General features: G+C 48.4%; 14 protein-coding genes. 5 read left to right on the top strand and 9 right to left on the bottom strand.

What is annotated here, in order from left to right:
• Positions 1 to 220: 220 nt before the first annotated feature.
• The 5 genes from sigK to MHI32_RS07105 all read right to left on the bottom strand — a co-directional run bounded on the left by sigK (position 221) and on the right by MHI32_RS07105 (position 7,233).
• A complete protein-coding gene (sigK, locus tag MHI32_RS07125; protein ID WP_036675850.1) occupies positions 221 to 922 on the bottom strand; it encodes an RNA polymerase sporulation sigma factor SigK in 702 nt (233 codons plus the stop codon).
• Between the two features lie 207 nt (positions 923 to 1,129).
• A complete protein-coding gene (locus MHI32_RS07120; protein ID WP_340012083.1) occupies positions 1,130 to 2,989 on the bottom strand; it encodes a DUF2264 domain-containing protein in 1,860 nt (619 codons plus the stop codon).
• Between the two features lie 10 nt (positions 2,990 to 2,999).
• Positions 3,000 to 4,136 carry a glycoside hydrolase family 88 protein gene (locus MHI32_RS07115; protein WP_340012082.1) on the bottom strand — a complete coding sequence of 379 codons (1,137 nt, stop codon included), beginning with the start codon at positions 4,134 to 4,136 and terminating at the stop codon, positions 3,000 to 3,002.
• 72 nt (positions 4,137 to 4,208) lie between these two features.
• Entirely contained in the window at positions 4,209 to 6,017 is a 1,809-nt protein-coding gene (locus MHI32_RS07110) for a hypothetical protein (RefSeq protein WP_340012081.1), read from the bottom strand.
• Positions 6,018 to 6,090: 73 nt separating this feature from the next.
• The gene (locus MHI32_RS07105) at positions 6,091 to 7,233 is read right to left on the bottom strand and encodes a DUF2264 domain-containing protein (RefSeq protein WP_076220723.1); all 1,143 of its coding nucleotides are present in this window, start codon (positions 7,231 to 7,233) and stop codon (positions 6,091 to 6,093) included.
• Between the two features lie 180 nt (positions 7,234 to 7,413).
• Between MHI32_RS07105 and MHI32_RS07100 the strand changes: the two genes are divergently transcribed.
• Complete coding sequence (locus MHI32_RS07100; RefSeq protein WP_051490882.1) at positions 7,414 to 8,250, top strand: AraC family transcriptional regulator; 837 nt, start codon at positions 7,414 to 7,416, stop codon at positions 8,248 to 8,250.
• A 167-nt stretch (positions 8,251 to 8,417) separates the two neighbouring features.
• Here MHI32_RS07100 and MHI32_RS07095 read toward each other — a convergent pair whose 3' ends face one another.
• The 4 genes from MHI32_RS07095 to MHI32_RS07080 form a co-directional block, all read right to left on the bottom strand.
• Positions 8,418 to 15,116, bottom strand: coding sequence for an S-layer homology domain-containing protein (locus MHI32_RS07095; RefSeq protein WP_340012080.1), 6,699 nt, complete (start codon positions 15,114 to 15,116; stop codon positions 8,418 to 8,420).
• 149 nt (positions 15,117 to 15,265) lie between these two features.
• Positions 15,266 to 16,105, bottom strand: a complete 840-nt coding sequence (locus MHI32_RS07090; RefSeq protein WP_081383301.1) for a carbohydrate ABC transporter permease — start codon at positions 16,103 to 16,105, stop codon at positions 15,266 to 15,268.
• A 15-nt stretch (positions 16,106 to 16,120) separates the two neighbouring features.
• Positions 16,121 to 17,059 carry a sugar ABC transporter permease gene (locus MHI32_RS07085; RefSeq protein ID WP_036675858.1) on the bottom strand — a complete coding sequence of 313 codons (939 nt, stop codon included), beginning with the start codon at positions 17,057 to 17,059 and terminating at the stop codon, positions 16,121 to 16,123.
• 99 nt (positions 17,060 to 17,158) lie between these two features.
• On the bottom strand, positions 17,159 to 18,502 hold the full coding sequence (locus tag MHI32_RS07080; protein WP_036675860.1) for a sugar ABC transporter substrate-binding protein: 1,344 nt from the start codon (positions 18,500 to 18,502) through the stop codon (positions 17,159 to 17,161).
• A gap of 227 nt (positions 18,503 to 18,729) precedes the next feature.
• On the opposite strand from MHI32_RS07080, the gene MHI32_RS07075 reads away from it, so the two are divergent.
• The 4 genes from MHI32_RS07075 to nrdE all read left to right on the top strand — a co-directional run bounded on the left by MHI32_RS07075 (position 18,730) and on the right by nrdE (position 25,067).
• Positions 18,730 to 20,553: a sensor histidine kinase gene (locus MHI32_RS07075; RefSeq protein ID WP_081383302.1), complete on the top strand. Its 1,824-nt coding sequence runs from the start codon at positions 18,730 to 18,732 to the stop codon at positions 20,551 to 20,553.
• Positions 20,554 to 20,583: 30 nt separating this feature from the next.
• Complete coding sequence (locus tag MHI32_RS07070; protein WP_340012079.1) at positions 20,584 to 22,233, top strand: helix-turn-helix domain-containing protein; 1,650 nt, start codon at positions 20,584 to 20,586, stop codon at positions 22,231 to 22,233.
• A 403-nt stretch (positions 22,234 to 22,636) separates the two neighbouring features.
• Positions 22,637 to 22,996, top strand: coding sequence for a class Ib ribonucleoside-diphosphate reductase assembly flavoprotein NrdI (nrdI, locus tag MHI32_RS07065; protein WP_036675861.1), 360 nt, complete (start codon positions 22,637 to 22,639; stop codon positions 22,994 to 22,996).
• Entirely contained in the window at positions 22,983 to 25,067 is a 2,085-nt protein-coding gene (gene nrdE, locus MHI32_RS07060) for a class 1b ribonucleoside-diphosphate reductase subunit alpha (protein WP_340012078.1), read from the top strand. The genes nrdI and nrdE overlap by 14 nt, the downstream gene beginning before the upstream one ends.
• The last annotated feature ends 16 nt before the right edge of the window (positions 25,068 to 25,083 follow it).

Genomic DNA, 25,083 nt, shown 5'->3' with positions numbered 1-25,083 from the left:
GAAGGATCATATGCTAGTGATGCTATTAGGCAATTTACAGAAAGAGGAATTGTAAACGGTATAGGTATGAGAATTACCTGTATTTCGCTCTATAGATGTTACGGTGAACCGTATCATAAGTAGGGTGAACCCTATCCACACAAAAAACGACTCATCCTTAGACAAGTCGCTTTTCAAGTTTTATTATTAATGGATTATTACTGTGTAATTGTCATCAGTCCTACCGCTTCGCCTTATAAAACTCATGATACAACTTCATGAGCGCCCTCTTCTCTATCCGCGAAACATAACTCCGCGAGATCCCCAACTCCTTGGCAATCTCCCGCTGCGTCCTCTCTTCTCCACCTGTATCCAGCCCAAACCTACCCACCACAACTTCTTTCTCTCGGTCATCCAGAATATCTAGGTTGCGATAAATCTTACTCTTCTCGATCTTCAAATCCACTTCTTTAATAACATCATCCGCTTCCGAACCAAGGATATCGATAAGTGTAATTTCATTACCTTCTTTGTCCGTCCCAATTGGATCATGCAGGGATACGTCTTTACGAGTCTTCTTCAAGGATCTTAGGTGCATCAGAATTTCGTTTTCAATACAACGTGCTGCAAATGTGGCTAGTTTGGTTCCTTTGTTTGGACGATAGCTCTCAATAGCTTTAATCAGGCCGATGGTGCCGATGGAGATCAGATCCTCCATGTCTTCTCCGGTGTTATCGAATTTTTTCACTATATGGGCAACGAGCCGCAAATTATGCTCAATCAACAAATTGCGGGCCTTGGCATCTCCCTCAGCCATCATCCCTAAGTATCGGCTTTCCTCCTGCTCCGAGAGCGGTTGTGGAAATGCATTATTCCTTACGTATGATACCAGCAGCGTCAGTTCTTTGATCAGCAACGCAATCGTGCTTAAGAATCCAGGCAACTTGGCGACACCTCCCGCACTTGTACAATGAAACCGATCTGTTTGCCTTACGGGTTCATGGTCATCCTTATTGTATGTGGGCGTGCGCCTAGAAGTGCCTGTACGGGGGAAATTGTACAACCACAGAAATTTATTTTTCATACGAGAAATCAGTCATACTCTACTCAATTACTTGTCTTTTTAACACAATGTTGTTAGCGGTAATTCTCACTCTCTTTTGATAATAAATTCCGCTTCACTAGACGTAAGAACCTTTATGATGTCCTTATCAAAAGTAACCTTCAAAATAGACTCAGGTAATTGTTCTATAATACCGCCGCAAGAATCTCCCGACGGATCACCGTATACAGCCGAAGCCAGCCAATGGATTCCAGGCTCAAGGAAAGTCGTCAGTGTAGGCAAAACAGTCCGGGGATGAAGCAGGTTTGTGTTGGCATTAGGCCAAATTAGCTCAGCCTTTTCGTAACCGATCAAACCCTTGACTCCGCTTGTTCCCCATGCTGTAGATACTGCCGCGGTTGTAAGGCCGATCTGCTGTTCCACCCCCGCTTCCTGACCAAGCGCGAAGCCGCCCTCTGCGGCGTCCAACGGTCGTCCGGTCTCGATCCGGTGTATCCGAATATGCCAGGGCAGCCCAGCAACGATCCAGGTCCGAACCTCCACATTAGTCCATGGCTTCCAGACGGAGTGCAGCACATTGTCCACAATTCTTGACTCCATATTCCGCCGTCTGACCCGATACAAGTTGTCCCCGCTCTCACTTAGAGCGAGCATGGAATCAAATGCCCCTTGAGACAATCCCCATTCGGAGCGGGGTACGCTGAACCCGAAGCCTGTTGAGTATACGAATTTCTCATACTTGGCAGACGTGTGGGTATGTTCATTCGTATATAGATGACCACTGTTGAAGGCAGCCACATGGCCGGAAGCAGGTTCGCGGACAATGACAAGATGCGCAGGCTTCTGGACTATAACTGCAGGAATATCCGGCAGCGGCAGTTCCTCTTCTTTCCAGAATGGATGCTCCGCGCTGAGAGCCAATGGCAGGAATGTCTTTAACGCCCAGTAGGGCGAACCGGGAGCGTTATAATTCTCCGCCATGACCAAGTTGGGGTAGGTATAACCAATCGTCAGAACGCCTCCGGCATCAAAGATCGGCTGGCTGAACCACCAGCGCAAATTGCGCAGTACTAATCCTTTGACCACACCTACAGGGAATACTTCAACGCCTGCATAGACGAGTGCGCTCCAGAAAGCAGACTGGGCAAAGCGGTAGGTTAAGCTCCTTCCATAAGGAAGGGCAGATCCATCCGGAGCGAACCAGCCCAACAATTCGGTGGCAAAAAGCCGGGCCCGTTCTTTGAACACCTGTGAACGTTCCGGGTCCTCCTGTTCCATCAGCTTCGCGTACAGTAGCGCATAATAATGGATGGCAAAAGGAACATAATAATCGCTATGCCCGTTAATTCCATCACTGTACCAGCCATCACCCAGATAGAAATCATCCATTCGCTTCAGATTGTTCTCTAGCTGCTCCGCGTCGTAGGGTCGGCCGATTCTGCGGAATCCGACATTAACCAGCACGTTGAAGAACAGCCAGTTGCAGTCATAGCAAGGATGGGAATTAATCTGATTCAGCCAGCTGTACAATTGCTCCTGTTCCTTCTGGGTAAGTGGTGACCAGATCTGTTCAGGAATGGCGGCTAAGGCGAAACCGAAGACCGCCATCTCTACCAGACGCTGGTCATAATCTTGAACTTCACCCCAGTATTCTTCATGGGCAGGATCCGTGCCGTGGCGTATGCCATCCAGCACAGTATCCCAAAGCCCGTTTTCTCCGCCTCCCATGAGCAGGGGCACTAAGCCCCACAATACCCGGGAGAAACCTTCCATTTCTGCAGTTGCTGCTGAATAGCTGGCTCCTGTTCCGCCGATTGCCAGCCGTGCGCCGCCTCTGCTGTAGAGCGGCCGAAGCGGATCTGTAAGCTGTTCAAGAGCAGAGACCAGATCCTCCCGGGTCTTTAGCGGATTTTTAGCAATAGTCGTAAAAGTCTTTTCAGTCTGCATTATATGCCCCCTATTCCCAGTAGAACGGTCTGGCTTCTTTTAGCCGGGCTAGCGCTTCGACATAGAAGAAATCGCCATAGATAAGCGGAACATCTATATTCCGATCTTCAGGATAGTTACTCGTACCATGAAGCAGCAATCCTTCTTCTTCTGCATTGTCCCAAGTTCCATAATTCCGATAAAGGGATTCAGTAATTCTTATAGCCCCGTTCCGATACACATGAGCCTCCGAGTCGTCCACCTGGCTAGCCAGCAGGAGCAAGCCACTCGCTGCACAGGAACCAGCAGAGCTATCACGAATCTCGCCAACTTCACCGGGAGCACGGAAATCCCAATGTGGAACGTGATCTTCGGGCAGACGGGTCAAGAAGAAATGCGCGACCTGCTTGGCTGCATTAAGATAACTCTGCTTGCCCGTATGATGATAGGCCAATGACAGTCCGTAGAGCGCCCAGGCTGCCCCGCGCGACCAAGCCGACTCGGGCGCATAACCTTGCCCGCCAAGCTTTTCAACCACTTCGCCCGATTCCGGGTTAAATTTGACGATGTGATAAACCGAACCATCCGGCCGGATGAAATGCTCCAGCACCGTATCCATATGCGCCTCAGCGATATGCCGATAACGTGGATCCCCTGTTACTTCGGAAGCCCAAAAAAGCAGGCTGGTATTCATACAGCAATCGATAATGGCTACCCCGCTGTTATCCTCGCCTTCACTCCATGGATTCCAGGCCCGGATGTAGCGTCCTTTCAGATTGAAGCGGGCCGCCAGATAGTTGGCTGCCTTCAACGCCCGGACTCGTGATGCTTCTCTGCCCGTGAGCTTGTAGTTCGCAACACTGGTCAACAGCCACATAAAACCTAGGTCATGGTCCAGCTTCACATAACCATCCAGCACCTCGTCAAGACGTTCCTCACACTGCTCAGCAATCGCTTTCAAATCCTCATCACCACTCTCAGCATAGAGCTGCCAGAGCATTCCCGGCCAAAAGCCAGCCGTCCACCAGTTTGGTGCTTCAAGCACGTATTTGCCGCCTTGACTCGCATGGGGGAATTCTGCACCGATTCTTCGACTGTTCGTTCTAGTCTTCTCCAAGGCTTTGCCCCAAGCCTCGTCTACCCAAGCTTGCTTTACTAATCTACTCATCTAAATCCCGCCTTTATTCGAATTAGCCTCTACCCTCTGATAGAGGACTTTTTATAAGCTCAGGCCCATCTTTTATAGAAATTGAAAAGTGAATACCAGTTTGCCCACCGCGCCAAGCTGAAGCACATGGAAGTCCAGACTATACCAGAGCTTCTCCATGCCAAAATGATCCCGGTACATATGCACAGTAATCTCCGGCTCAACTTTCAGTGAATCGTAAGTCACTTCAACGCCGCGAGTCATAGTCCCCGGCAGCAGCAAGGTACCCGGATGAAGAAGCTTAGGCTCACGCCAGGTGACAAACCGCTCCGTCCAGCTCGCCGGAATTCCCTCATACCGGTAAGTGTCTGTAAGCTCCAGCCGTGGACATTCCTCTTTATGCCAGACGAACGAACGGATTAAGGACTGTAGTCCTGTTACCTGATACGCCTGTGTCAGATCCAGTGTCAGCACATCATTCTCCTCCGCCGATGCATGCAGCACTGTGGAGCTGAACGCCCGACCGGCCAGCTGATACTGGCCATCAATGATCGGCAGCGAATGACCCTGCGATCCATTGCAGTCATACTGGTAACGGCCAGCCCCAAAATAATCAGCAGTATACTCTCCGCTTCCAAGATCGGATGCGTAGATCTCTCCCCGGCCGCTCAGAATGAAATGTCCCAGATCATTATGGTTATGCGGTTCAGCATTGTGCCCGCCCTTGGCGGCGAATCCGAATGAACCCGCCTCCGACACATGACGCGAGACAAGCCAAGCGGCATCAGGGAGATAATAGCTGGCGGCTCGCCAAGCTTCGTCCTCCTTGCCAGCCCTGGTCCAGATCAGATTGCGGAAAGCCGGTGCAAAGCGGCCGCAATGATCTTCAGTGTAAGGAGCACGCAAAGCGGATGGGGGGCGTTCGACATCCGTACAGACTTCCGCCAGATAATGGGACAATCCCATATGTACTAGCACCTGAGGCACTGAATCAGAGAAATTGGCTACATGACTTCCGTCAATGAAACATTTTTGTTGGAAGCGCGCGATTTGCGCTACCTTCTCTTGCTTGAACCAGTCCAGTCTGCCTGCGCTTCTGGAACAGAGCAAATCGCTATAATAAGTGAAATAACCAAACCCATAATTCCAGTACCCAAGGCCTTCCAGACAGGCACCGTCCTCACCGAACCCTTCCAGGTAATACAACATGGCGCGCTCTGTCCTCAGCAGAATATCCGCAAGCATGGCTGGGTCCTCCACAGACAGCAAGGCAGCAGCCCCGATTGATCCCGCACAGACCGCTGCCCAATTATGCCGCGCTGTCTCCCAATCATAAGGGCCATTTTCAAGAAATGGACGAAACAGTCTCCGCTCTACTTCATGGTGGATTCGGGATCCCAGAAGCTGGGAAAGTCGTTCCCCGAGCAAAAGTAAAACTTCACTTAAAGTAAATCCGGTCTCGGAAGAAAACAGATCAATATACCGGTTGATATCAGCTGCATTATGATCCGCTGGGAGGTGGGCCGGAAGACACCAGGTGTACTCATCGCATATAGCCCAGAGGATGTCCTCTAGCTTCTCCAGTACTTCCGGATGATCCGGCTCCAGCAAAGCCAGAAATACATAAGTATTCAGCCTTCTTCTCCGTTCAAAATAGACCCGTTCATATTCCAACCTCGAACCCGTGCGCGAATAAATGGAAAATAACGTATACGACAGTTCAGGTATAGACTGCCCGTCCAGCCTTACCGCCTCCGCGCGGATCTCGCTGATATCTGCCTGTAGTACTCCCGATGATAACGCCCGTTTCCAAAAAGCAGCCGCATCCCCCTTTGGATAATACAAGCTCAGATCGACTGGCTTCATTTCATGCACTATTTCCAAAAGCATCTGTTTATTCATGCCTTTTTTCCTCCTTAAAGGTCAGTCAGATCCGCGAAGCATCTTATTCTTCACTAATATGGCTGAATACTTTTTATTCCAAGGCATGATCTCTCATAACATCCTCACCGGCTGCAATTTTTAGTGAAGTCCATTTCATCTCTTCCCCTGACCAGAATGGATCAGAAGGGAGCAGCCCCAGCGGGAGGAATACGGAGGCGCATAAATAAAGACTGCCTGTATTGATATAGCTCTCCGCAAGCTCCGGCTGATAACCGTATACCCCCGGACGTAGCCATCCGGACTCATCCAGCGTACCCGGATATTCCATAATTCGCGTAATCACAGCTGTCAAAGCGCAGCGTACCTGTGCAGGGGGCAATGCTTCCTCCAAAAAATGCTGCAGCGCCGCCTGCGACAGCAGTTGAAACGCCCCAAAACGGTAAACGATCGAACGCCCGATAAAGGGATAGGTTCCATCCGGTGCAATGATCCGTTCGAGAACAGTAGCGTATCGCTGTGCCCGTTGCTGAATCAGCGGTTTCAATGCGGAATATTGCTCCGACTCCTGTTCAAAAAGTGCTACCACATCCACCAGCATCGGCTGAATAACAAAGCTGTTGTAATAATCCCAGTGAAAGTCCTTGCCATCCCCGTAAACTCCGTCGCCCTTATACCAATCCATGAACATATGGACCGCATAGCCAACGCGCATCCGGTCATATTCAGGATCGCCAAGTATATACAAAGCGGCTTCCACCATTGCGCTGAACAGCAGCCAGTTGCTGCCGCTTGGCGCTGTCCGGCGTGTCTGCTTCAGCGCTGTTATTACATTGCCTTTGACCCGCGCACTCAGCTTGCCGGCAAGCTGCTTTGGTGCACGCACCAGCGCATGTGCCAGGAATGCCGCATCTACCAGCGGTTGGCCTTCAGCCTTGAATTCCATATAGTCAGGTGAATTCGGATCAACAGCGGCATCAATGGCTTCCAGCATTAGCCCGGCATAACGCGCTCTAAGCTGTTCTTCCTCACCCTCAAGTCCCTCTAGCTCAAGCCAAGGGGCCATTCCACATGCCAATCTAGCAAAAGCCTCCAAATGGGCAAACTGGCTCCGGTCACTATGAAACTTTGTAGGCAACTGTTCCTTTAATTTCCGCTCAGCCAAAGCATTCAGCACAGGCCCCCCGATCAGCAGCATTGTATCCAGCCAGTATTTACGCTGTTCCTTCCCATTCATGCACAATTCCACCCTTTCAATTGCATCTAATCAGCTACAGCTACTTCTCTTGCCTAACGCCTGAATCTTGTTATATTGCGTAATCTTCTACTATAGTTTAGTGTTGTATTATTGCAATGTCTTTGCGAATAATGATGTTTTATTGCGTATATTGTGATCAATCTGAAAGGGGCAGTTCCAATGAAGCATGCCCAGTATTATGAGCCGTTCGATGGAGATATTTTGGCAGGTATCGGAAATTCGCCGATCTCACCTACCAGGGATTTCCACATCCATGACCACTATGAAATTTTCCTGTTCTTGGGCGGCAAGGTGAACGGTTTTGTAGATCAGTTCAGCTATCCCCTGCAGCGGGGCAATGTCCTTTTGTTCAACAATCACGAGATTCATAAAATCATCAATTTATCTCCGGAGCCCTATGAACGGTTGACAATCCATTTCAAAGCTCCACTTGTCTATCCCTTCTGTACCGCAACTACAAATCTGCTCGCTTGTTTCCAGAACCGCCAGCCCGGAGAGCATAATCTCGCGCAAATGGATGAACCGCTGATTGAAGAGTATACAGTCCTTGCTTCCCGCCTGATTGAGACATTAGAGAATCAGCAGTACGGGAGTGAAGTTCTGGCTCTGACCTACCTGGTTCAGATCCTCGTCCTCATCAATGAGCTGTACAGCCGCACCCGATCTACCGTGCCCAGCATCATTTCCTCACATATTCAATCAGCCATGAGCTATATCGACAACCACTTGCATCTAAATCTGTCACTGGAGCAAATCGCTGGAGAACTGAACGTCGATAAATATTATCTCAGCCATCTGTTCAAACAGCAGACAGGCGGAACCATCTACCGTTACGTCTTGCTCAAAAAAATTGCGTTATCCAAGCAGCTCTTGTCCGCCGGGAACTCCGTATCCGATACCTGCTATCTGTCCGGCTTTAACGATTATGCCAATTTCATCCGTACCTTCAAGAACATCACGGGCATTCCACCCGGAAAATATAGTAAAAGAAGCTGAGCTTTAAAACTCAAATTCAAGGATTCTTCAAAAAAGATGCAATCGCTACTGCGGTGAATAGTTGGACTTCCGGCCGCTGTTTTCCTAAGCACTCCCCCGTCTCTCCAAATCTATAAAGAACCTGGCAGCCCGCTTAATGCAGCCTGCCAGGTTCTTTGAAATGCTACTTACAAATATCCCAGCAGATTGGAGATAACTTGCGCACCTTCGGCACGGGTCATCGTCTCTTGTGGCGCGAATTGCTTATTGCCGCGTCCCTTGATCAGTCCCGACTGTTCGGCGATGTTTGCTGCGTTCTTCGCCCAGTCATGAATCTGGGAATAATCACTGAACGATCCTACAGCAGGTTCATTGGTCTCGCTTCCCTGCAAATATTCATAAGCACGAACGATCATCACAGCCATTTCCTCGCGGGTAATGCTCTGATCCGGGGCGAACGAATCCGCACTGCGTCCGAGCACGATACCCGTTCCGCTAACAGCTGCAACGGCTTCGGCATACCAGGCTTTGGAATCCACATCACCAAATGTTGAATGGCTTCCTGCCTTAAGCCCAAGCGCGCGTGCAATCATAGCAGCGAATTGTGCCCTAGTTACATCCCCTTGCGGATTAAACTCCGTACTGGAAATGCCTTCAATAATATGCTTCGCAGCCATGGTCTTAATCACATTGCTGGCCCAGCTGTCACTGCTTACATCTGTGAACAGCTTATCGTATTCCAGGACTGCATACTGGCTGAAATGCCGTATTTCAGCAGTCCATTTACCATTAGTCAACGTTCCGCCCATGAATTCAAGCGCACCATTTGCAGAAACATAGTAGCTACCGAGCAAGCTTATATTGGCATCCGGATCTACGTTGAACGTAAGTGTCAACGGTTTATCAAAAGCAGTTACCGTTACAGCAGTGCCGTTGGCAGCAACAACCTCCAAGCTGAAGTTAATCACATCACTTGCCGCAGATAAATGTACGGAACCATTAACAGCCCGATTATTGATTAACTGTTCCACAGCATCTCTGGATACCTTCACTGCTGAGAGCTTAATTCGCGCCCCCTCCGTTTGACCTCCAGTAGCTTTTTCTTGAATGCTCTTCAGCACTTCTGGGGTCAGATCGATAGCAACCTTACTCCAAGCCAGACGTAGAGTGTTCTCTCCGATGATTCCTGATAGTCCTGCTGGAAGGAGCACGGATTCTGTAGCTTCAGTGAGCTGAACCGTTATTACTCCTCCAACCGGTGCCGTGAAATCCTTTCGATCAAGAACCTTTTCGGTCTGCAGCAGCGGTGTTGGCGTTGGGGACGGGATGACTGCTGGTGTCGGTGCTACCGTCCACACTGGTGCTTCCGTTGGCGCCGGCGTAGATGTTGGTGCTGTTGTTGGCTCCGGTTCCGGCGTCGATGTCGGTGTTGGTGTTGGTGTTGGTGTTGGTGTTGGTGTTGGCGTCACTACCGGAGGTTGCTCTGCTTCGCCCACTGTCACGGTTCTAGTCACTTCGATAGCCGCGTTGCCCGCCGCATCACTCACATTATAATGATAGGTGTAGATGCCTGCCGCCTTAGTGTCCAGTGCCAGCACATTCTCCTCATTCTTCGTAATCGTTGCTATAATAAGCTCCGTAATGTCGCCGTCACGGTCATCTACCGCTGTGGCTCCGGCATCCATATAGCTTGCGCCATTTTCCAGTTGAATGGACGGTTCACCAAGCAGTGTAATCACCGGCTTCATTACATCCGGATCAAGTGCAACGACTACTTTTCTTGTCACTTCTTCAGCCTCATTGCCCGCAGTATCGTTGACATTATAATGGAAGGTATAAATATCAGCTTTCGCTGTATCGAGAGCAGTCAACCCGTATACTTCACTGCTAACTGTTGTAGTTATACGGTCTGTAATATCACCATCCTTGTCATCATAAGCAGTCGCTCCTGCATCTGTATATTCAGAACCGATGTGCAAATTCACTATTGCATCACCTAACAGAGTAATCAAAGGCTGAACAGTATCCGGTTCCGGCAGCTTGATTGTTCCGCTCACCGAACTGTCCGCTGTGGCCTCTCCCTTACTCAGTGATACCGTAAAGCTGAAGCTGCCGTTAGTCTCATCGGTTGCTTCTTGGAAGGAAGACAAGGTAATCTCACCGATCGTAACTCCGGTATCATTGAGACCGGGCAGAGCGCCTATCGTCTGCAGCAGCCAAGTCTGGACAGCTTCTTCGCTGTTTGCCGCTTCCTTCTGCACGCTGTATACCGCACCTTCTATGATACTCTTAGCCTCATTTACAGCCTGCTCATTAGCAACGCTGGCTTTATCTCTAGCTACAGCCACATAGCTGATCAATGCAGCCTGATTGCCTGAATACGTATTGTTTATTGAGTATTTCACACTACCGCTCACCGGAAGCGAAAAGTCATAGTTAATCATAGCGCCATTAGGACCTGCGACGAGGCCGGTTCGGACCGGTTTGGTCACTTCTTTCCCTTCAGCGTCAATATAGCTGAGCGTAATATCCATCGTGCGGTTGGTGTTGTTCCACCAGTCCCGATGGAATGACGTAATCGTATATTTGCCTGCGTTCAAAGGGAGCAGGTATACAAGTGGATTATTTTTTGTATCGGAACCATAAACACCTGTCTGACTTTTATCAGAAGGAACTACAGCGCCACCAAGCCCCTTGAGGAGGTACTTAGTACTGGTATGCCCCCATACGCCATTGCCTGTCGAAGGCTGATCCGCCTTGTTATTAAGCAAGCTGTCACCTACAAAATCCTTGATTAACGTATACGGCGGCGTGATACCGTCCACCGATACACCAGCATCGAGGAAGTATAAGAGCCCCTCCGGCACCACTTCCACATAACAAGTTGTTTTCAGATTTCCATAAGTACCGGTTACAGCTACCCGTTCATACGGATTGTTGAAGCTGGCCGCATTTACATTCCACTTTACTGATACCAGCAATTTGGATCCGTCTGCCCGAGTGGCTTCCACCTTGTCTGGAAGATTCGGCAGTTTTCCAGCATAAGTAGCCAAATCCTGAGGAGCGACAAGCTCCCGTATATCTCCCGTAGTCAACTGGTTCTGGGCGGAGATCAGGCGTGCTTCAAGCTGAGTAACTCCTTCCTGATCCAATTTGTATAAAATAGGATTATCCAGTGCTTCCTGTGCAGCGCTCTGTGCATCTACGAAGAGCTGCCAGTCTCTGTCCGAATATTCATCCTGTTTGTTCATTTCTTTCGCGGCTGTTACCGCCGCCTGAAGAGCAGCAGTATCTACAGTACCGGTTACTTCCCCGGAAACAACCGCCACCGCGTCGACAACCAAGGTGCCGCTTACCACCTTTATCTGCACATGGTGCTGGCCATATTTAAGCCCGCGGAGTGCGTACGTCTGGTACAGCTCCTTGGAAGCTAATGTATCAGCCGATAGAACAATAACTTTTCCGTCCACCGTTACCTCAAGCTTCGCCGATCCGTTATTCGCTCCTAGAATATCCAGTCCGGTGCCTTCAAACGTATATTCCATTGCAGCGTCTACAGCCTGGCTGGTAGAAAGAGAACGCTGGTAAATGTACATGCCCGCTCCATTTATATGGCTCCACGACCCGGTATATATCAGTTTAGGGTTCGGAGCAGCTGCCAGGTCATACATCTCAAGATTGTCTAGAAGCTCTGAATAATACGGCGTGTAGCCCTCAACCTTCTCCACCTTCAAATTATCGAAGCGGACGTGATAGTAGCCGCTGGCCAGATCTACCCGGCCGGACAATTCAGGAGTAGGGTCGGTATAGGAAGCCAGCTTCACCCCATCCAGATAGGCAGTCACTTTATCGCCTGCAACCTGAACGGCAATATTATGCCATGCGTCATATGCGGTATCGAATCCGTCGATCTTCACGCCGCCGGAACCGTTCGCGGCATTTCCGCTCGCAACTGCGCTATTGTTGACCAGCAGCTGCCAGCCGCCGTCGAACCAGAATTTCAGCACATACGGTGTACCGGTTATGGAGTGGGAACTGCCACCTCCCTGATAACGGGCGCCTATCGCAGCATAATTGGCTCCGCCCTGAGTATTGTTTGTTTCGAACGAAACATCAACACTGGCCTTGTAGTTCATCCACCGGTTGTCGCCGATGGCCGTTACGGGATCTCCGCTGTTCCATGTGCCGCCAAGCCCCATGGTTCCCGTGTCCAGCTGCTGCCGCAGGACATAATTGTCTGAACCGTCCGGAAGATAGGCCTCAAATGCCCCGTTGCGGTCATGGGTATAACGCGGGATAACGCTTTGGGAACCGCCGCGGGATTCGATATAGCTCTGGGTACCCTCAGATTGACCGCCTGCACCAATCTTCACAACAGTCTGCTTGGAATAGTCAAAATCATCAGCGTACAGAATGTTGTCCACAGTACTGTGTCCCGCTCCTGTAGTATCAGTATCTAGTACGGTACGCTCGCCTTCTACAGGCAGCGGTGTATTATATTCTTCTTTGTCCTTGTTCTTCAAAGTAGACACAGTCACGGTCGAATACGGTTTAACCTTAACGGTATACACCCCGCTGCCATCAGCAGTGACATCACCGAGATACTGCATATAATTGCTGTTGAACGCTTCTCCTGCATCAGCGGCACGGGTTTCCCATACTTCCATGGATGGATTACCCGTATAAGCCATATTGACTGTCTGCAGCTTGTAGATTTTGGAATACTCGCTATCGTTCACGATAACCGTCGAGAAATCTTTTTTATCAGGTGCTGCAAGGGTTATATAGCTAGGGGAACCGTTGCGGCCGCTGACCGGATTGGTGCCTGTCGCACCTGTAGAGCTGGCTTGAGGAACCGCTCGCCAGATCCCAGCAGTATTATCCTCGTTCTCCCAGCCTACATTCGCAAACCAGCTGTAATGCTGCAGAGTGACAAGACCCGCATCATAATGAATCCATCCCGACCACGGATCGCGCATGCTGACCAATTCCTTGAAGGAATATTGTCCGCCTTCATAAAAGGAACCAATGGCTGGCTGGTAAATAAAGTGTGTCCGGCGGGAGTTAACGAATCCTTTAATAATCGTGTTACTCATCTCCAGCGGACTGCCGACACCACCAATGCCGGTTCCTGCCACTGTAGGATCTTTCATATTGTTGTTGGGACGGAAAGAGGAATTACTGAAGGTAGACTGCGCCTCGCTGTTCCAAACCTCAATATCATATTGTTCTGCAAGTTTTTTGAAATTGCCTGCGCTGTCGTCGTCCGTGTTGTAGTGGTATCCAGCGATCGGCACGGCTTCCCGCAGAGAAGGATCACTCACCATACTGGCACCGAAACTGCCAATCCCGACTTCATCGGATATCACAGACTTGATCCGGTTGTACAGTTCCCGCTCTTCGGTGCTGTTGAAGCCTTCGCTGTCAGTCTTGACTCTCTCAGCGTACTGTTTGGTCCACGCCAAATCTGGAGCGTGCTCGTTGATATAAGGATTAACGTAATCGGCCATATAACCGTATTCACGATAAGCGGCCAGAATGGTTTTTTTGTACCAGGTATAGATTTTGTCGTTGTTATTCGCCCAGGCCGGAGCACTCCATCGCAGGATGCTCACTTTAAGATCAGGGTTCACTGCCTTGGCATCTGCGGCAAGCTGGAAGCCGGGATGCCGGGTAACATTTGCCTCTTCATCGGCCGTACGCATAGTCGCCGGGTCAGGTCCCGTGGAGTTATTGCGGTCATTGCCCATCTCGATTTTCACATGCGTCATGAGCGGATGTTCTCCACCGAACAAGATCTGTAGCATTTCTGCATAAGCCTCTGGATGCTCTGACTTATAGTCCATCAAAAGCGCACTGGTGCTGTTAGCGCTTAGTACGCCAAATCCCTTGAATGTGAGGCCGTTGACATTGTCAGCTTGGATATCGTTGCCGTCAAGCAGAACCTTGACCATAGAAGCTGCGCTCTGTGTAGCCTCTTCGATCTGTTTCTTGATTCCGCCCTTGGCAACGGCGAACCAGCTCAAAATAGGTTTTTCGTCAGCAACATAGGCGTAAGTCAACGTCATTGGACTACTAACGTCAATGTCTCCAGGAATGGTGAATTCGCCTGAAATTAGCTTAGTCACATTAGTGTTGAACTGCTCAAACAAGATCGTCTTGGTTGCCCCGATAGCATCCTTATACTCGATCTGAGGACGTATTACACGGGAGCGGCTGCCGTACCAATCATGGAAACCGCTGCTGAGCGTATAGGTTCCAGCTTCAAGCGCTTTTAATTTATACACGATATGATTGCTGGCAGGGTCGGCACGAAGTCCGACAGTCCATAGGGACGGATCGGTGGCTGGATCGGTAAGTCCCCCGTCTTTGGAATTCTTGACCTTGTTTACGGAATCATCAAATCCCCAGTCCGCCGTACCGCTGATATACTTCTGGTCGGGTGACTGGTTGAGCAAATCGCTGCCGCTCAGCGTGCGGACCGCTTCGTACAGCGGCGAGGAAGTAGGCCCGTTGCCTACGGAATCGCCCCCTCTGCCGCTATCCACAAAGTAAACCAACGGATTACTTGCGGGCGGAATAACTTCCACACTGGCTACGACCGGCCCCCCGTTTGCTGTACCGCTGACGGTCACGGCATCGTATGGCACGGCAAAGGTATCTGCTCCAATATTCCAGTTCACTGCTGTGCTCTGGCCTCCGATATCAATGCTGGCTGGCAGAGTAGTATCTGCAATTGTTGTAGCCCCCATATGGGCGGCAGCGTAGATAGAATTTACGTTAGCAGCAGAGACTGCAGGCAGAGTGAATGCCGGAAACATCCCAACTACGAACGCAGTAGTCATCGTTATTGAGAAAAGCCTTTTTCGAAAGTACTTTCTGTTCATTCTCTTCTCCTCCTTTGATGGCCAATAATAAAAGAAAGCGTATTCATTTTATTGTTAAATGAATAATTACTAGAGTTATACAGACCCCTTTGACTTATAAAAAAACCTGGCAGCCTATGAAGCATGCAACTGCCAGGTCAAATACGGTTCTAGCCCTTAATGCCCGATGCTGCAACACCTTGTACAAAGTACTTTTGCAGAGCCAGGAAAACAATTACAACCGGAATAATGGACACCACACTCGCGGCCATAATCAGGCCATATTCGGCGGAATATTGCGAGATGAACATTCTTAGTCCGATTTGGATAGTCTTGAGTTTCGTATCTGTCAGATAAATCATTGGCCCTAGGAAGTCATTCCAGGTAGCGACAAAGGTGAAGATCGTCAATGTAGACAAGGCTGGCTTGGACAACGGCAACATGATTCGCGCCCAAATTCCATATTCGCTCAAGCCGTCAATACGGGCAGCCTCGCATAATTCATCCGGAACACCTTGATAGAACTGGCGCATCAGAAATACTCCAAATGCCGAGAATGCCTGCAGCAGTATGATTGCCAAATGCGTGTTGTTAAGTCCCATGTAACGCATCAGGATAAATTGCGGCACCATGTAAGCCTGCCAAGGGATCGCAATCGTTGCAATATATCCAAGGAATAGAATGTTTTTTCCCCGGAAATGCAGTTTGGAGAACGCGTACGCAGCAAAGCTAGAAGTCAGTAGTTGTAGAATCGTTACGATAATCGATAATTTCGCCGTATTGTAAATAAAACGGCCCAGCGGAATGCGTGTCCAGATATCCGCGAAATTCTCCCAGCGCGGATTCTGTGGAATCCACTGCATTGGGAAGGAAAAGACATCTTTGTTCATCTTGAGTGAAGAAGACAACATCCATATATACGGAACCAGCATCGCCAGTACTGTCGCAAACAACAAAATATACACAAGAACCATAATGCTGATTCGAAGTCCTTTACTTTTACCAACCATATCTTTTGAATCCTCCTATTGTCCGTATTTCTTCTCGCCGCGGAACTGGACGATGGTGATGCCAAGTACCAGCAGAAACAATACAATGGCCATGGCGCTGGCATATCCGTAATCAAGCGAGCGGAACGCCGTATTGTAGATTTGATACACCATAACCCTTGTAGAATCATTCAACTGGTTATCGGCGCCGGCAAATAGGTTGATAAAGATATCGTAGACTTTGAACGAATTGATGACTAGAATCATCAGAACAAAGAAAGAGGTAGGCGCCAGTTGAGGGACCGTCACATTGCGGAATCTTCTCCACGCACCCGCACCATCAAGTTCAGCAGCCTCATACAATTCAGGGTTGATGCCCTGAAGACCTGCCAAGTAAATAACCATGTAATAACCCATGTTTTTCCACACTGTAAACAGTATTACTGTGAACATCGCCCAGTGTTTATCCGCTGCCCAGCGGGGAAGATCCTCCAGCGGGATACCGGTAAGGGTATGCAGGATATTGTTGATCGGACCCATCGTAGGACTGAAGATAAAGTTCCATACGGCAGCAACGGCTACCAGGGATGCTACATAAGGGAAAAAGAATACGGTTCTCATGAAATTGCGGGCCATTATCTTCTGATTAAGCAGAATCGCCAGCGCCAGCGCGACAATCATGGTGAACGGTACTACGCCAATAGTGTAAACAATGGTATTCCATAATGCTTTGTGAAATGTTGTATCTCTGATCAACCGGGTGAAATTGTCCAGCCCGATAAACTTCATTGGATTGGCCCCGTCCCATTTCACAAAAGCAAGGATAAAGGCAAAAAACATAGGTACCAGTGTAAACAGGGCAAATCCGATAAAGTTCGGCGCAATGAAGCTGTAAGCTACCAGGTTTTCCCGGACACCTTTTGACAAATGACGTTTAGGGATCTTTTTTGTACCCAATATGGTTTCGTTCTGCATTCTTTCTCCTCCAAACCTTCTAAAACTTTCCCCACAAATCTATACTTTTTAATATAAAAGGCGGGCTTTCACCCGCCCTTAGAACCGGCTCTCTTAAGGTTAATTATTCAAGAGCTGCTGTACGCGAGCATTCATATCATCCAAACCTTCGTCAATCGAAGCATTTTTAGTCATAATATTGTCATGCGCTTCATTCAAAATAACTTCGATGTCTGCGCTCTTTTCATGCATAGGCATTTCCAGATAAGTCTTAACAGTAGTCAGTGCCGCTTTGCTGTTCTCATCCGTAGGGAAGCCCTCGATGGAAGTAATGGAATTGATAACTTCATCATTCTTAATCGCTGGAATGGTTCCGGTGGAAGCAATGACTTTAGCGCCTTCTTCACCAGTCACGAATTTCATGAAATCAAGTGCTGCTTCTTTATGTTTGGATTTCTGATTTACAGCTAGGGAAGTAATTGTACCCAGGGTTGTACCGGCTTCCACACCATCCGGATGAGGGTATTTCGCAATGCCCCAGTTAGCCGATTGGGACTCGCCACTCTTCACTTTCTCAATTTGTGTAGCGATAAACCAGCTGCCCATGTTCATAGTAGCAACGGAATTATTGTAGAATACGCCAGAATAGTGCGTACTTGAAGTCTTCAGTGTGGCGTAATCCATTACGATGCCGTCTTCCTGTTCTTTCAGGATCCGCTCATAGGTTGGTTTCAAGAAATCGTAGTTTCCGTCAACAACAGTGTTCTTGCCGTCCAGAATACCGAACAGTTGAACCGCACTACGCCAAGTATGGTAGTGAGCTCCGTACACTTTTTCAGAACCGCTGCCGGAAGTCATTTTTCTGGCCAACTCATCATATTGCTCGAATGTCATATCATTGCTTGGATATTCCACTCCTGCTTTGTCGAACAAATCTTTATTGTAGTAGAGAATCCAGAAATCGCTGCGGAAAGGAAGCGCATACACCTCATCGTTCACTTCGATTTGTTCTACAGTACCTCCATATACCGAAGGATCAATAGCGTTGCCACTCATAAAGCTTTTAAGCGGCTCCAGGTGATTCTGTTTCACAAGGTTCGAGTAGCCCGGAATATCTTTAATTGTAAGTACGTCCAGATCTGCGCCACCGGATAGTTGTGTGCTTAACATGGTCATATAGTCCGTCGACCCCAGATCGACATATTCGATCGTTACATTCGGATGCTCAGCTTTATAGGCATCGATTAGCGGCTTGTAGTAAGCGGTAGCTTCCCAATCCCACAAGGCCCATTTCAAAGTCACAGGCTCCTGGCTCGGTTCAGCGGAAGCGTTTGCAGAATTCCCCGTTGCTGGAGCTGTCGTTGCAGCAGCACCTTCGTTGTTGTTATTACCAGAACATCCAGCCAACAGACTCATGGAGAATACTGTGGCGAGGGTTATGCCATAGAATCTTTTCAGTTTCATTTAAATATCCCCTTTTCTTCTGATTGTGTAACTACGATCGGCTCTTCTGAGCTTAGTTCAAAGTTTATAGCTTTTTTCGCAAGAATGGCATGCATTATCAAACAAAGTTCATTCACTTTTCTGTGTTCTTCTTCCCTGCTCCGGTTCAAACCTGTAATTTTCTATCTAAAACATGTAAAATATTCAGCTTATGTACCTCCCCCTGTATCGGAACGCAGGAATATGCTATGGTATATGAAAACGCTTTATATGTTTTCACATTTTGTAGAGGAGTGTTAAATACGGTAAGAAAATCCACCATTAAAAGTCGCATTATTCTGCTCATGGCCGTATTCGCACTGCTGATAGCGTCGCTGTTGTCTTTTTTTAGCTATGAATTAATTACTTATTATCAGCGTAAAACAACCATCCAGGCGACCGAGTTCAATCTGCAGCTGGTATCCCATATTATTGAACAGGATTTAATTGATCTGTCATCGCTGGCGATGACCTGCAGCACTAACTCTTCTACTAATACCCTGATTACAGACTACTTCAGCTCACCTAAGGCTAGCTCTAAGGAAGCAGTTAATGTATTCAACTCGATGCAGCAGGACTTCCTGAACAACCGCTCCAACAGCTATGCCCGCCGTCTGATTGTTACGGACAGCAACGGAAAGTTTCTGCAGGTGGATAAAACCGGCACCTCTGTTCCGCTTACCATACACAATATCGGTCAAATTACCGGCCTTAGCAATGATGCCGAGGAGAAATGGGACCGGGTGATCAAGGACCCGCTCTCCAACACGAACGGAATTCCTTTTGTTTTTCCTATTTACGGCAAAGGAGCTTCCCGCGTTGGAACAGTGTACCTGTTAGCGAATACCACTGTTATTACCGACAAGCTGAAAGGGTACTCCCTGCCGAAGAATTCCCGGCTGCTGCTGACGCTCGGCAATCATCATTATCAGCTCATCGGCGACCAGGTCATCGCCATTGCAGAGCCGTATGAACCGGTGGCCTATACCAATGATAAACCTGTCGGTCCGCAAACTGAGCTATCCATGGTCAAGCTCGAGGACGAGAAAGAGAGCCATATCGTGGTATCTTATCCCGTACGCAGCGGAGTCATTCTGTCACAGACTTTATCCAATGACCTGTTCGCTCCCAAGACAAATATATGGATTCTGGTTATGCTCGGCGTCTGTCTCCTGGTTATTGTCTTAAGCGCTATCATTACGCTGTATCTGACCCGTACCATCAGTCTTCCGGTGGAAAAACTGAAGAAGCGGATTGATAAGATCGCCCAGGGCAATTTCCTGCTGGACCGCAATATCGAATGGAACAGCGAGCTTGGCGATGTCGGCCGGGGCATTAACCGCCTGTCCCAAGATATCGTAGCGCTTATGGACAGCCGGCTCGCTGACGAGAAACAGAAGCAGGAGCTGGAATACCGGATGCTGCAGAGTCAGATCAATCCCCATTTCCTGTACAACACACTGAATTCGATCAAATGGATGGCTACAATTCAGAATGCTACCGGCATCGCGGAAATGACCACTTCACTATCCAGACTGCTGCGCAGCATCGCCAAAGACAACCGTAGACTAATGCCGTTGAAAGATGAGCTGAGCCTGCTGGATGATTATTTTCTAATTCAGAAATATCGCTATGGCAGTACGGTCTCTATGGTAAAGGAGATTGACAACGAGGAACTGCTAACCGGCCTAATTCCACGATTCACGCTCCAGCCCCTGGTCGAGAACGCCATCTTCCATGGCATTGAGCCCAAAGGCAGAGGAGAAATTCTCATTAAGGTGGCCAAAAGTGGATTCGCCGATATTCTAGTTACGATTGAAGACAACGGTATAGGGATGAAGGAAGAAGAAATCTCCACGATTCTGTCGAATCCAGGTAATGGAAGCAAAGAAATGCCCGAGAATATTGGACTCCGCAGCGTAAATGAACGTTTGCGCCTGGCATTTGGGGATAATTACGGTCTTTCGATTGAGAGTGAGTCGGGCCAATATACCCGGATGAAGATTCTTCTGCCGTTCCTGCAAAAGGAATAGAGTAGCATATCAAGCAAGGATGTGATGGAATTGATCAAGTTGTTAATTGCTGATGACGAGGCGCTGGTCTGTATCGGCTTGCAGTCCATGCTGAAGTGGGAGCAATATAATATAGAAATTGTCGGCATTGCACACAACGGGGCTCAAGAGGAAGAAATGATTGACACCCTTCGTCCTGACATCGTAATCAGCGATATAAAAATGCCAATTAAAAGCGGCTTAGAAGTTGCCAATGCGGTACGCAAAAAACACGGCCGGCTTCCGCTGTTCATCATCTTAACAAGCTACGAGGAATTCGAATACGCGCGTGGAGCGATTGAAGTGCAAGCCACAGATTATCTAGTGAAGCTAGAACTGACACCAGAGGCACTTGATGCCTCCATTCGGAAAGCAATTTCCCAGTTGGAGGCTTTTCAAACCCTAGACAGCTATCCCATGCTTGCTCATAGAGGCAATCTACAAGCTCAACGCGATAAATTTTTCATCCGCCTGTTCAATAACTTATTCGCAAATAAAAACCAGTACCTTTTGCAGAGAGATGATTTAAACCTTGAGCTCAAGGAACCTGCTTATCTAGTCTGCACTTGCCGTATTTTGGGGCCAGACAGTGTCCCGCCCCGCGGCGATAAAATGGTTGCTCTGTGCTCAAGTACCGTCCAAATGGCTAAAGATACGCTTACTTCCATAAGACCTTGTTATGTGAGCAGTCTGGACTTGCGCAATTTTGCTGTAACCCTGCCCGTCAACGGGACGGATTCACGGCAATGGATGCCTGAGATTGAAATGCTATTGACCCATATGGCCTCCATACTCCATAACTACTTCAATGTAAGGATCATCGGCGCGATCGGCTTTGCGGTCGAGGATCCTTATTTGCTGCGGGAAAGCTACCTCGCTGCCCGAAAAGCGCTTCCTGCTGCGGTTAAAGCACAGTCGTTTGTGTTTTTTGCCGAAGGAGAGTCGCTGGAGCAGGATCATCTGTTGTTTGATTTCTCCGAATTGCGTACAGAGATCCGCCGTGCTTTTGAAGAAATGGATACCCAAGCTTTATACGCCATTATCTCCAAAATGATCGAAATCTTCGACGGCCGGGCCGACCTGCTGGTTCCCGCCACTGATGCTGCCTGCAACATTCTGTACATGGCCACTTCACTGCTCGCAGACGGCGAGAACATTGTGGAGCAAATTTTCGAAAATGAACCGGAGGGCTACCGGGCTATCTACCAGATGCATACGATTGAAGAGATCGCCGGCTGGCTGATCCAGTTCCGGGACGGTTGCTCGGACATCCTCTCTACCCGCAGACAAAGCTACAAGGAGCAGCTCGTCAAAAATGTCCAAGAGTATATTAAACGAAATCTCGGAACTAAGCTCTCGCTCAATCAAGTGGCAGATGTCTTCAATTTCAGTCCCAACTATCTGAGCCACCTTTTCTCCAAGGTTGCCAAGGTCAACTATGTGGAATATATCACGGAGATCAAAATCACGACAGCCAAAGAAATGATGGCACGCGGGGAAGGTCGCATCTACGAAATCTCACAGAAGCTGGGATATGAGAGTGCCTTCTATTTCAGCAAGGTCTTCAAAAAGGTAACCGGAATTTCCCCCAGAGAATACATGCAGCAACTTAAAGCAGATTCACCGCCTGACCGAAGCCTCGGAGTAAACAACCGTTCTTGAGATCAAGAGATTATTAAGAATAATCCCACTTCGCAAAAATAAAGCCAATAAATCTGCAAGGAGCAGGCTCTGTTCCTTGCAGATTTATTGGCTTGCCATCACCCTCAGCAGCATCCCTAAGTATCACCCTTATTCCTGCAATTTTTTTATTTTTATTTTTAAACTAGCAAAATGCTAATACTCCGGTCTTTCTGCCCTAAAAGTCTACCAAAAAACCGCTTACGAGACACTTTCTCAGCTATTAAGACTGCTGTTCCTATATTGACTTTTCAACATATAGTAATTAAAATAAACAACGCACACTAAATATAGTATAGATACGATTTTTCAGAATTTATAGCTTATCCATTCAGTTTTCATACTATTTTCAATAGTTTTTAATATTTACAGGGGGACAGACACCATGCTAGTCGCGTATGATTCAAAAACAGGAAATGTCAGACGCTTCATCAGCAAACTTAAGTTGCCGGCTGTGCAGATTGAGGAGCATATGACGATTGATGAGCCCTATGTGCTTATTACATATACCACCGGCTTTGGACAGATTCCAGAAAAGGTGTCTACTTTCTTGAAGAACAATAATGCCAATCTGAAAGGCATCGCCGCCAGCGGCAATAAGAACTGGGGCGAGCTGTTCGCGCACAGCGCGGACTTGATTGCAGATCGGTATAACGTGCCCGTTATCGGTAAATTTGAGTTATCGGGTACATTTGGCGATGTAGAACGGATTAAACAGGAGGTGAGCCGGGTTGCGGCATATTGAATTAAACAACATGTTGATGAAGAGAGACGAAAGTGGCTTCTTTCAGTTAGACAAAGATCTTGAGGCAGTAGCCGAATTTATGCGGGATGTAGAGCGCCGGAGTCTGGTTTTTGCGAATACAAAAGCCAAGGTTGATTATATGATTGAACAGGATTTCTACGAGAATTTTTACGAACAGTACAGCACGGCGGAAATTGAAGAAGTCTACCAGATTAGCCATGCCTACAACTTCAGTTTTCCATCTTATATGGCAGCTTCGAAATTCTACATGGATTACGCTGTAAAAACCAATGACCGTAAACAATATCTGGAGCATTACCCGGACCGTGTGGCGGCAGTCGCCCTTCACCTGGGACGCGGCAATGCCGATACTGCGGGGGTACTTGCCCGTTCGATGATGGAACAGCGCCTGCAACCTGCGACACCAACCTTCTTAAATGCCGGTAAGAGCCGGCGTGGTGAGCTCGTCTCCTGCTTCCTAATCGAAATGGACGACTCGCTCAATTCCATCAACTATGTGCTGAATACCTGCATGCAGTTGTCGAAGATCGGTGGCGGTGTGGCCGTTAACCTATCCAAGCTACGCTCCCGTGGTGAAACTATCAAGGGTGTTGAGGATGCTGCGAAGGGAATTATACCTGTACTCAAGCTGATGGAAGACGGCTTCTCCTATGCAGATCAGATGGGTCAACGTAAAGGATCAGGAGCAGCCTATTACAACATTTTTGGCTGGGACGTTCTGGAATTCCTCGACAGCAAGAAAATCAACGCTGACGAAAAAACAAGACTCAAAACCCTGTCCATCGGCCTGATTATTCCAAACCGCTTCTATAAGCTGGCGAAGGACAATGAAGCGCTGCATGTATTTGCTCCTTACAGTGTGTACAAAGCCTACGGCACGCATCTCGACGATATGGATCTGGATGACATGTATGATAAGCTGCTGGCCGATCCACGTGTCAAAAAGAAGAAAGCTATGAGCGCACGGGATATGCTGACCAAAATTGCCATGATCCAGCTGGAATCTGGCTATCCATATATCATGAACAAGAGCAATGCCAATGCGGCCCATGCCCTGAAAAACGTCGGTCAGATCAAAATGTCCAACCTTTGTACTGAAATCTTTCAGCTGCAGGAGACCTCAGAGATTGCCGACTACGGACAGGAGAGTACAATCCGCCGCGATGTAAGCTGCAATCTGGCTTCCTTGAACATTGTTAACGTGATGGAACATGGCAAAATCCGTGAATCCGTACATGAGGGCATGATCGCCCTGACCGCTGTTAGCGATATGACCAGTATTTCCAATGCCCCAGGCGTAGCCAAAGCAAACAAGGAAATGCACTCTGTCGGTCTTGGCGTCATGAATCTGCACGGCTATCTGGCTAAGAACAACATTGCTTATGAAAGCGAGCAGGCCCGCGATTTTGCCCGGACCTTCTTTATGACTATGAATTTCCACTCGCTAGAGAAAAGCATGGAAATCGCTGCCGCAACGGGCCGATCTTTCCATGGATTTGAGGCTTCTGATTATGCTACGGGAGCTTATTTCGAGCGTTACCTGACTACTGATTACCGCCCGGTTACCCCAAGGGTACAAGAGTTATTCGGAGATATTTATATCCCATCCCCAGCAGACTGGGAACAATTGCGGGATGCGGTAAAAACAAATGGTCTATACCATGCTTACCGTTTGGCGATTGCGCCAACGGCCAGCATTTCCTATATCCAAAACGCCACTTCAAGCGTTATGCCGATTGTTGAGCAGATTGAGACTCGGACTTATGCTAATTCAACTACTTATTATCCGATGCCGTACCTGCGGCCGGACAATGTGTTTTTCTATAAATCGGCTTACCAGATGGACCAGTTCAAGGTAATCGATCTGATCGCGGAAATTCAGCCCCATATCGACCAGGGTATCTCGACCGTTCTGCATGTTAACAGTGATGTTTCCACCAGAGAACTGGCCCGCTCCTACCTGTATGCGGCGCATAAAGGCTTGAAGTCGCTGTATTACACCCGGACCAAAAAGCTGTCCGTCGAGGAATGCCTCACCTGCTCGATCTAAAAGGAAGGCTATAGCC

Origin of the sequence: Paenibacillus sp. FSL H7-0690, from assembly GCF_037980415.1 — a bacterium.
In the GTDB taxonomy this organism is placed as follows: domain Bacteria; phylum Bacillota; class Bacilli; order Paenibacillales; family Paenibacillaceae; genus Paenibacillus_AQ; species Paenibacillus_AQ odorifer.
The sequence above is the reverse complement of the archived record's forward strand: the minus strand, read 5'-3'. Positions and strand labels throughout refer to the sequence as shown.

What these genes read in the sequence shown, in the direction of transcription:
- MHI32_RS07120 (WP_340012083.1), bottom strand. Translation starts at nt 2,989, where the DNA reads ATGCAGACTGAAAAGACTTTTACGACTATTGCTAAAAATCCGCTAAAG.
- MHI32_RS07115 (WP_340012082.1), bottom strand. Translation starts at nt 4,136, where the DNA reads ATGAGTAGATTAGTAAAGCAAGCTTGGGTAGACGAGGCTTGGGGCAAA.
- MHI32_RS07110 (WP_340012081.1), bottom strand. Translation starts at nt 6,017, where the DNA reads ATGAATAAACAGATGCTTTTGGAAATAGTGCATGAAATGAAGCCAGTC.
- MHI32_RS07105 (WP_076220723.1), bottom strand. Translation starts at nt 7,233, where the DNA reads ATGAATGGGAAGGAACAGCGTAAATACTGGCTGGATACAATGCTGCTG.
- MHI32_RS07100 (WP_051490882.1), top strand. Translation starts at nt 7,414, where the DNA reads ATGAAGCATGCCCAGTATTATGAGCCGTTCGATGGAGATATTTTGGCA.
- MHI32_RS07095 (WP_340012080.1), bottom strand. Translation starts at nt 15,116, where the DNA reads ATGAACAGAAAGTACTTTCGAAAAAGGCTTTTCTCAATAACGATGACT.
- MHI32_RS07090 (WP_081383301.1), bottom strand. Translation starts at nt 16,105, where the DNA reads ATGGTTGGTAAAAGTAAAGGACTTCGAATCAGCATTATGGTTCTTGTG.
- MHI32_RS07085 (WP_036675858.1), bottom strand. Translation starts at nt 17,059, where the DNA reads ATGCAGAACGAAACCATATTGGGTACAAAAAAGATCCCTAAACGTCAT.
- MHI32_RS07080 (WP_036675860.1), bottom strand. Translation starts at nt 18,502, where the DNA reads ATGAAACTGAAAAGATTCTATGGCATAACCCTCGCCACAGTATTCTCC.
- MHI32_RS07075 (WP_081383302.1), top strand. Translation starts at nt 18,730, where the DNA reads ATGGTATATGAAAACGCTTTATATGTTTTCACATTTTGTAGAGGAGTG.
- nrdI (WP_036675861.1), top strand. Translation starts at nt 22,637, where the DNA reads ATGCTAGTCGCGTATGATTCAAAAACAGGAAATGTCAGACGCTTCATC.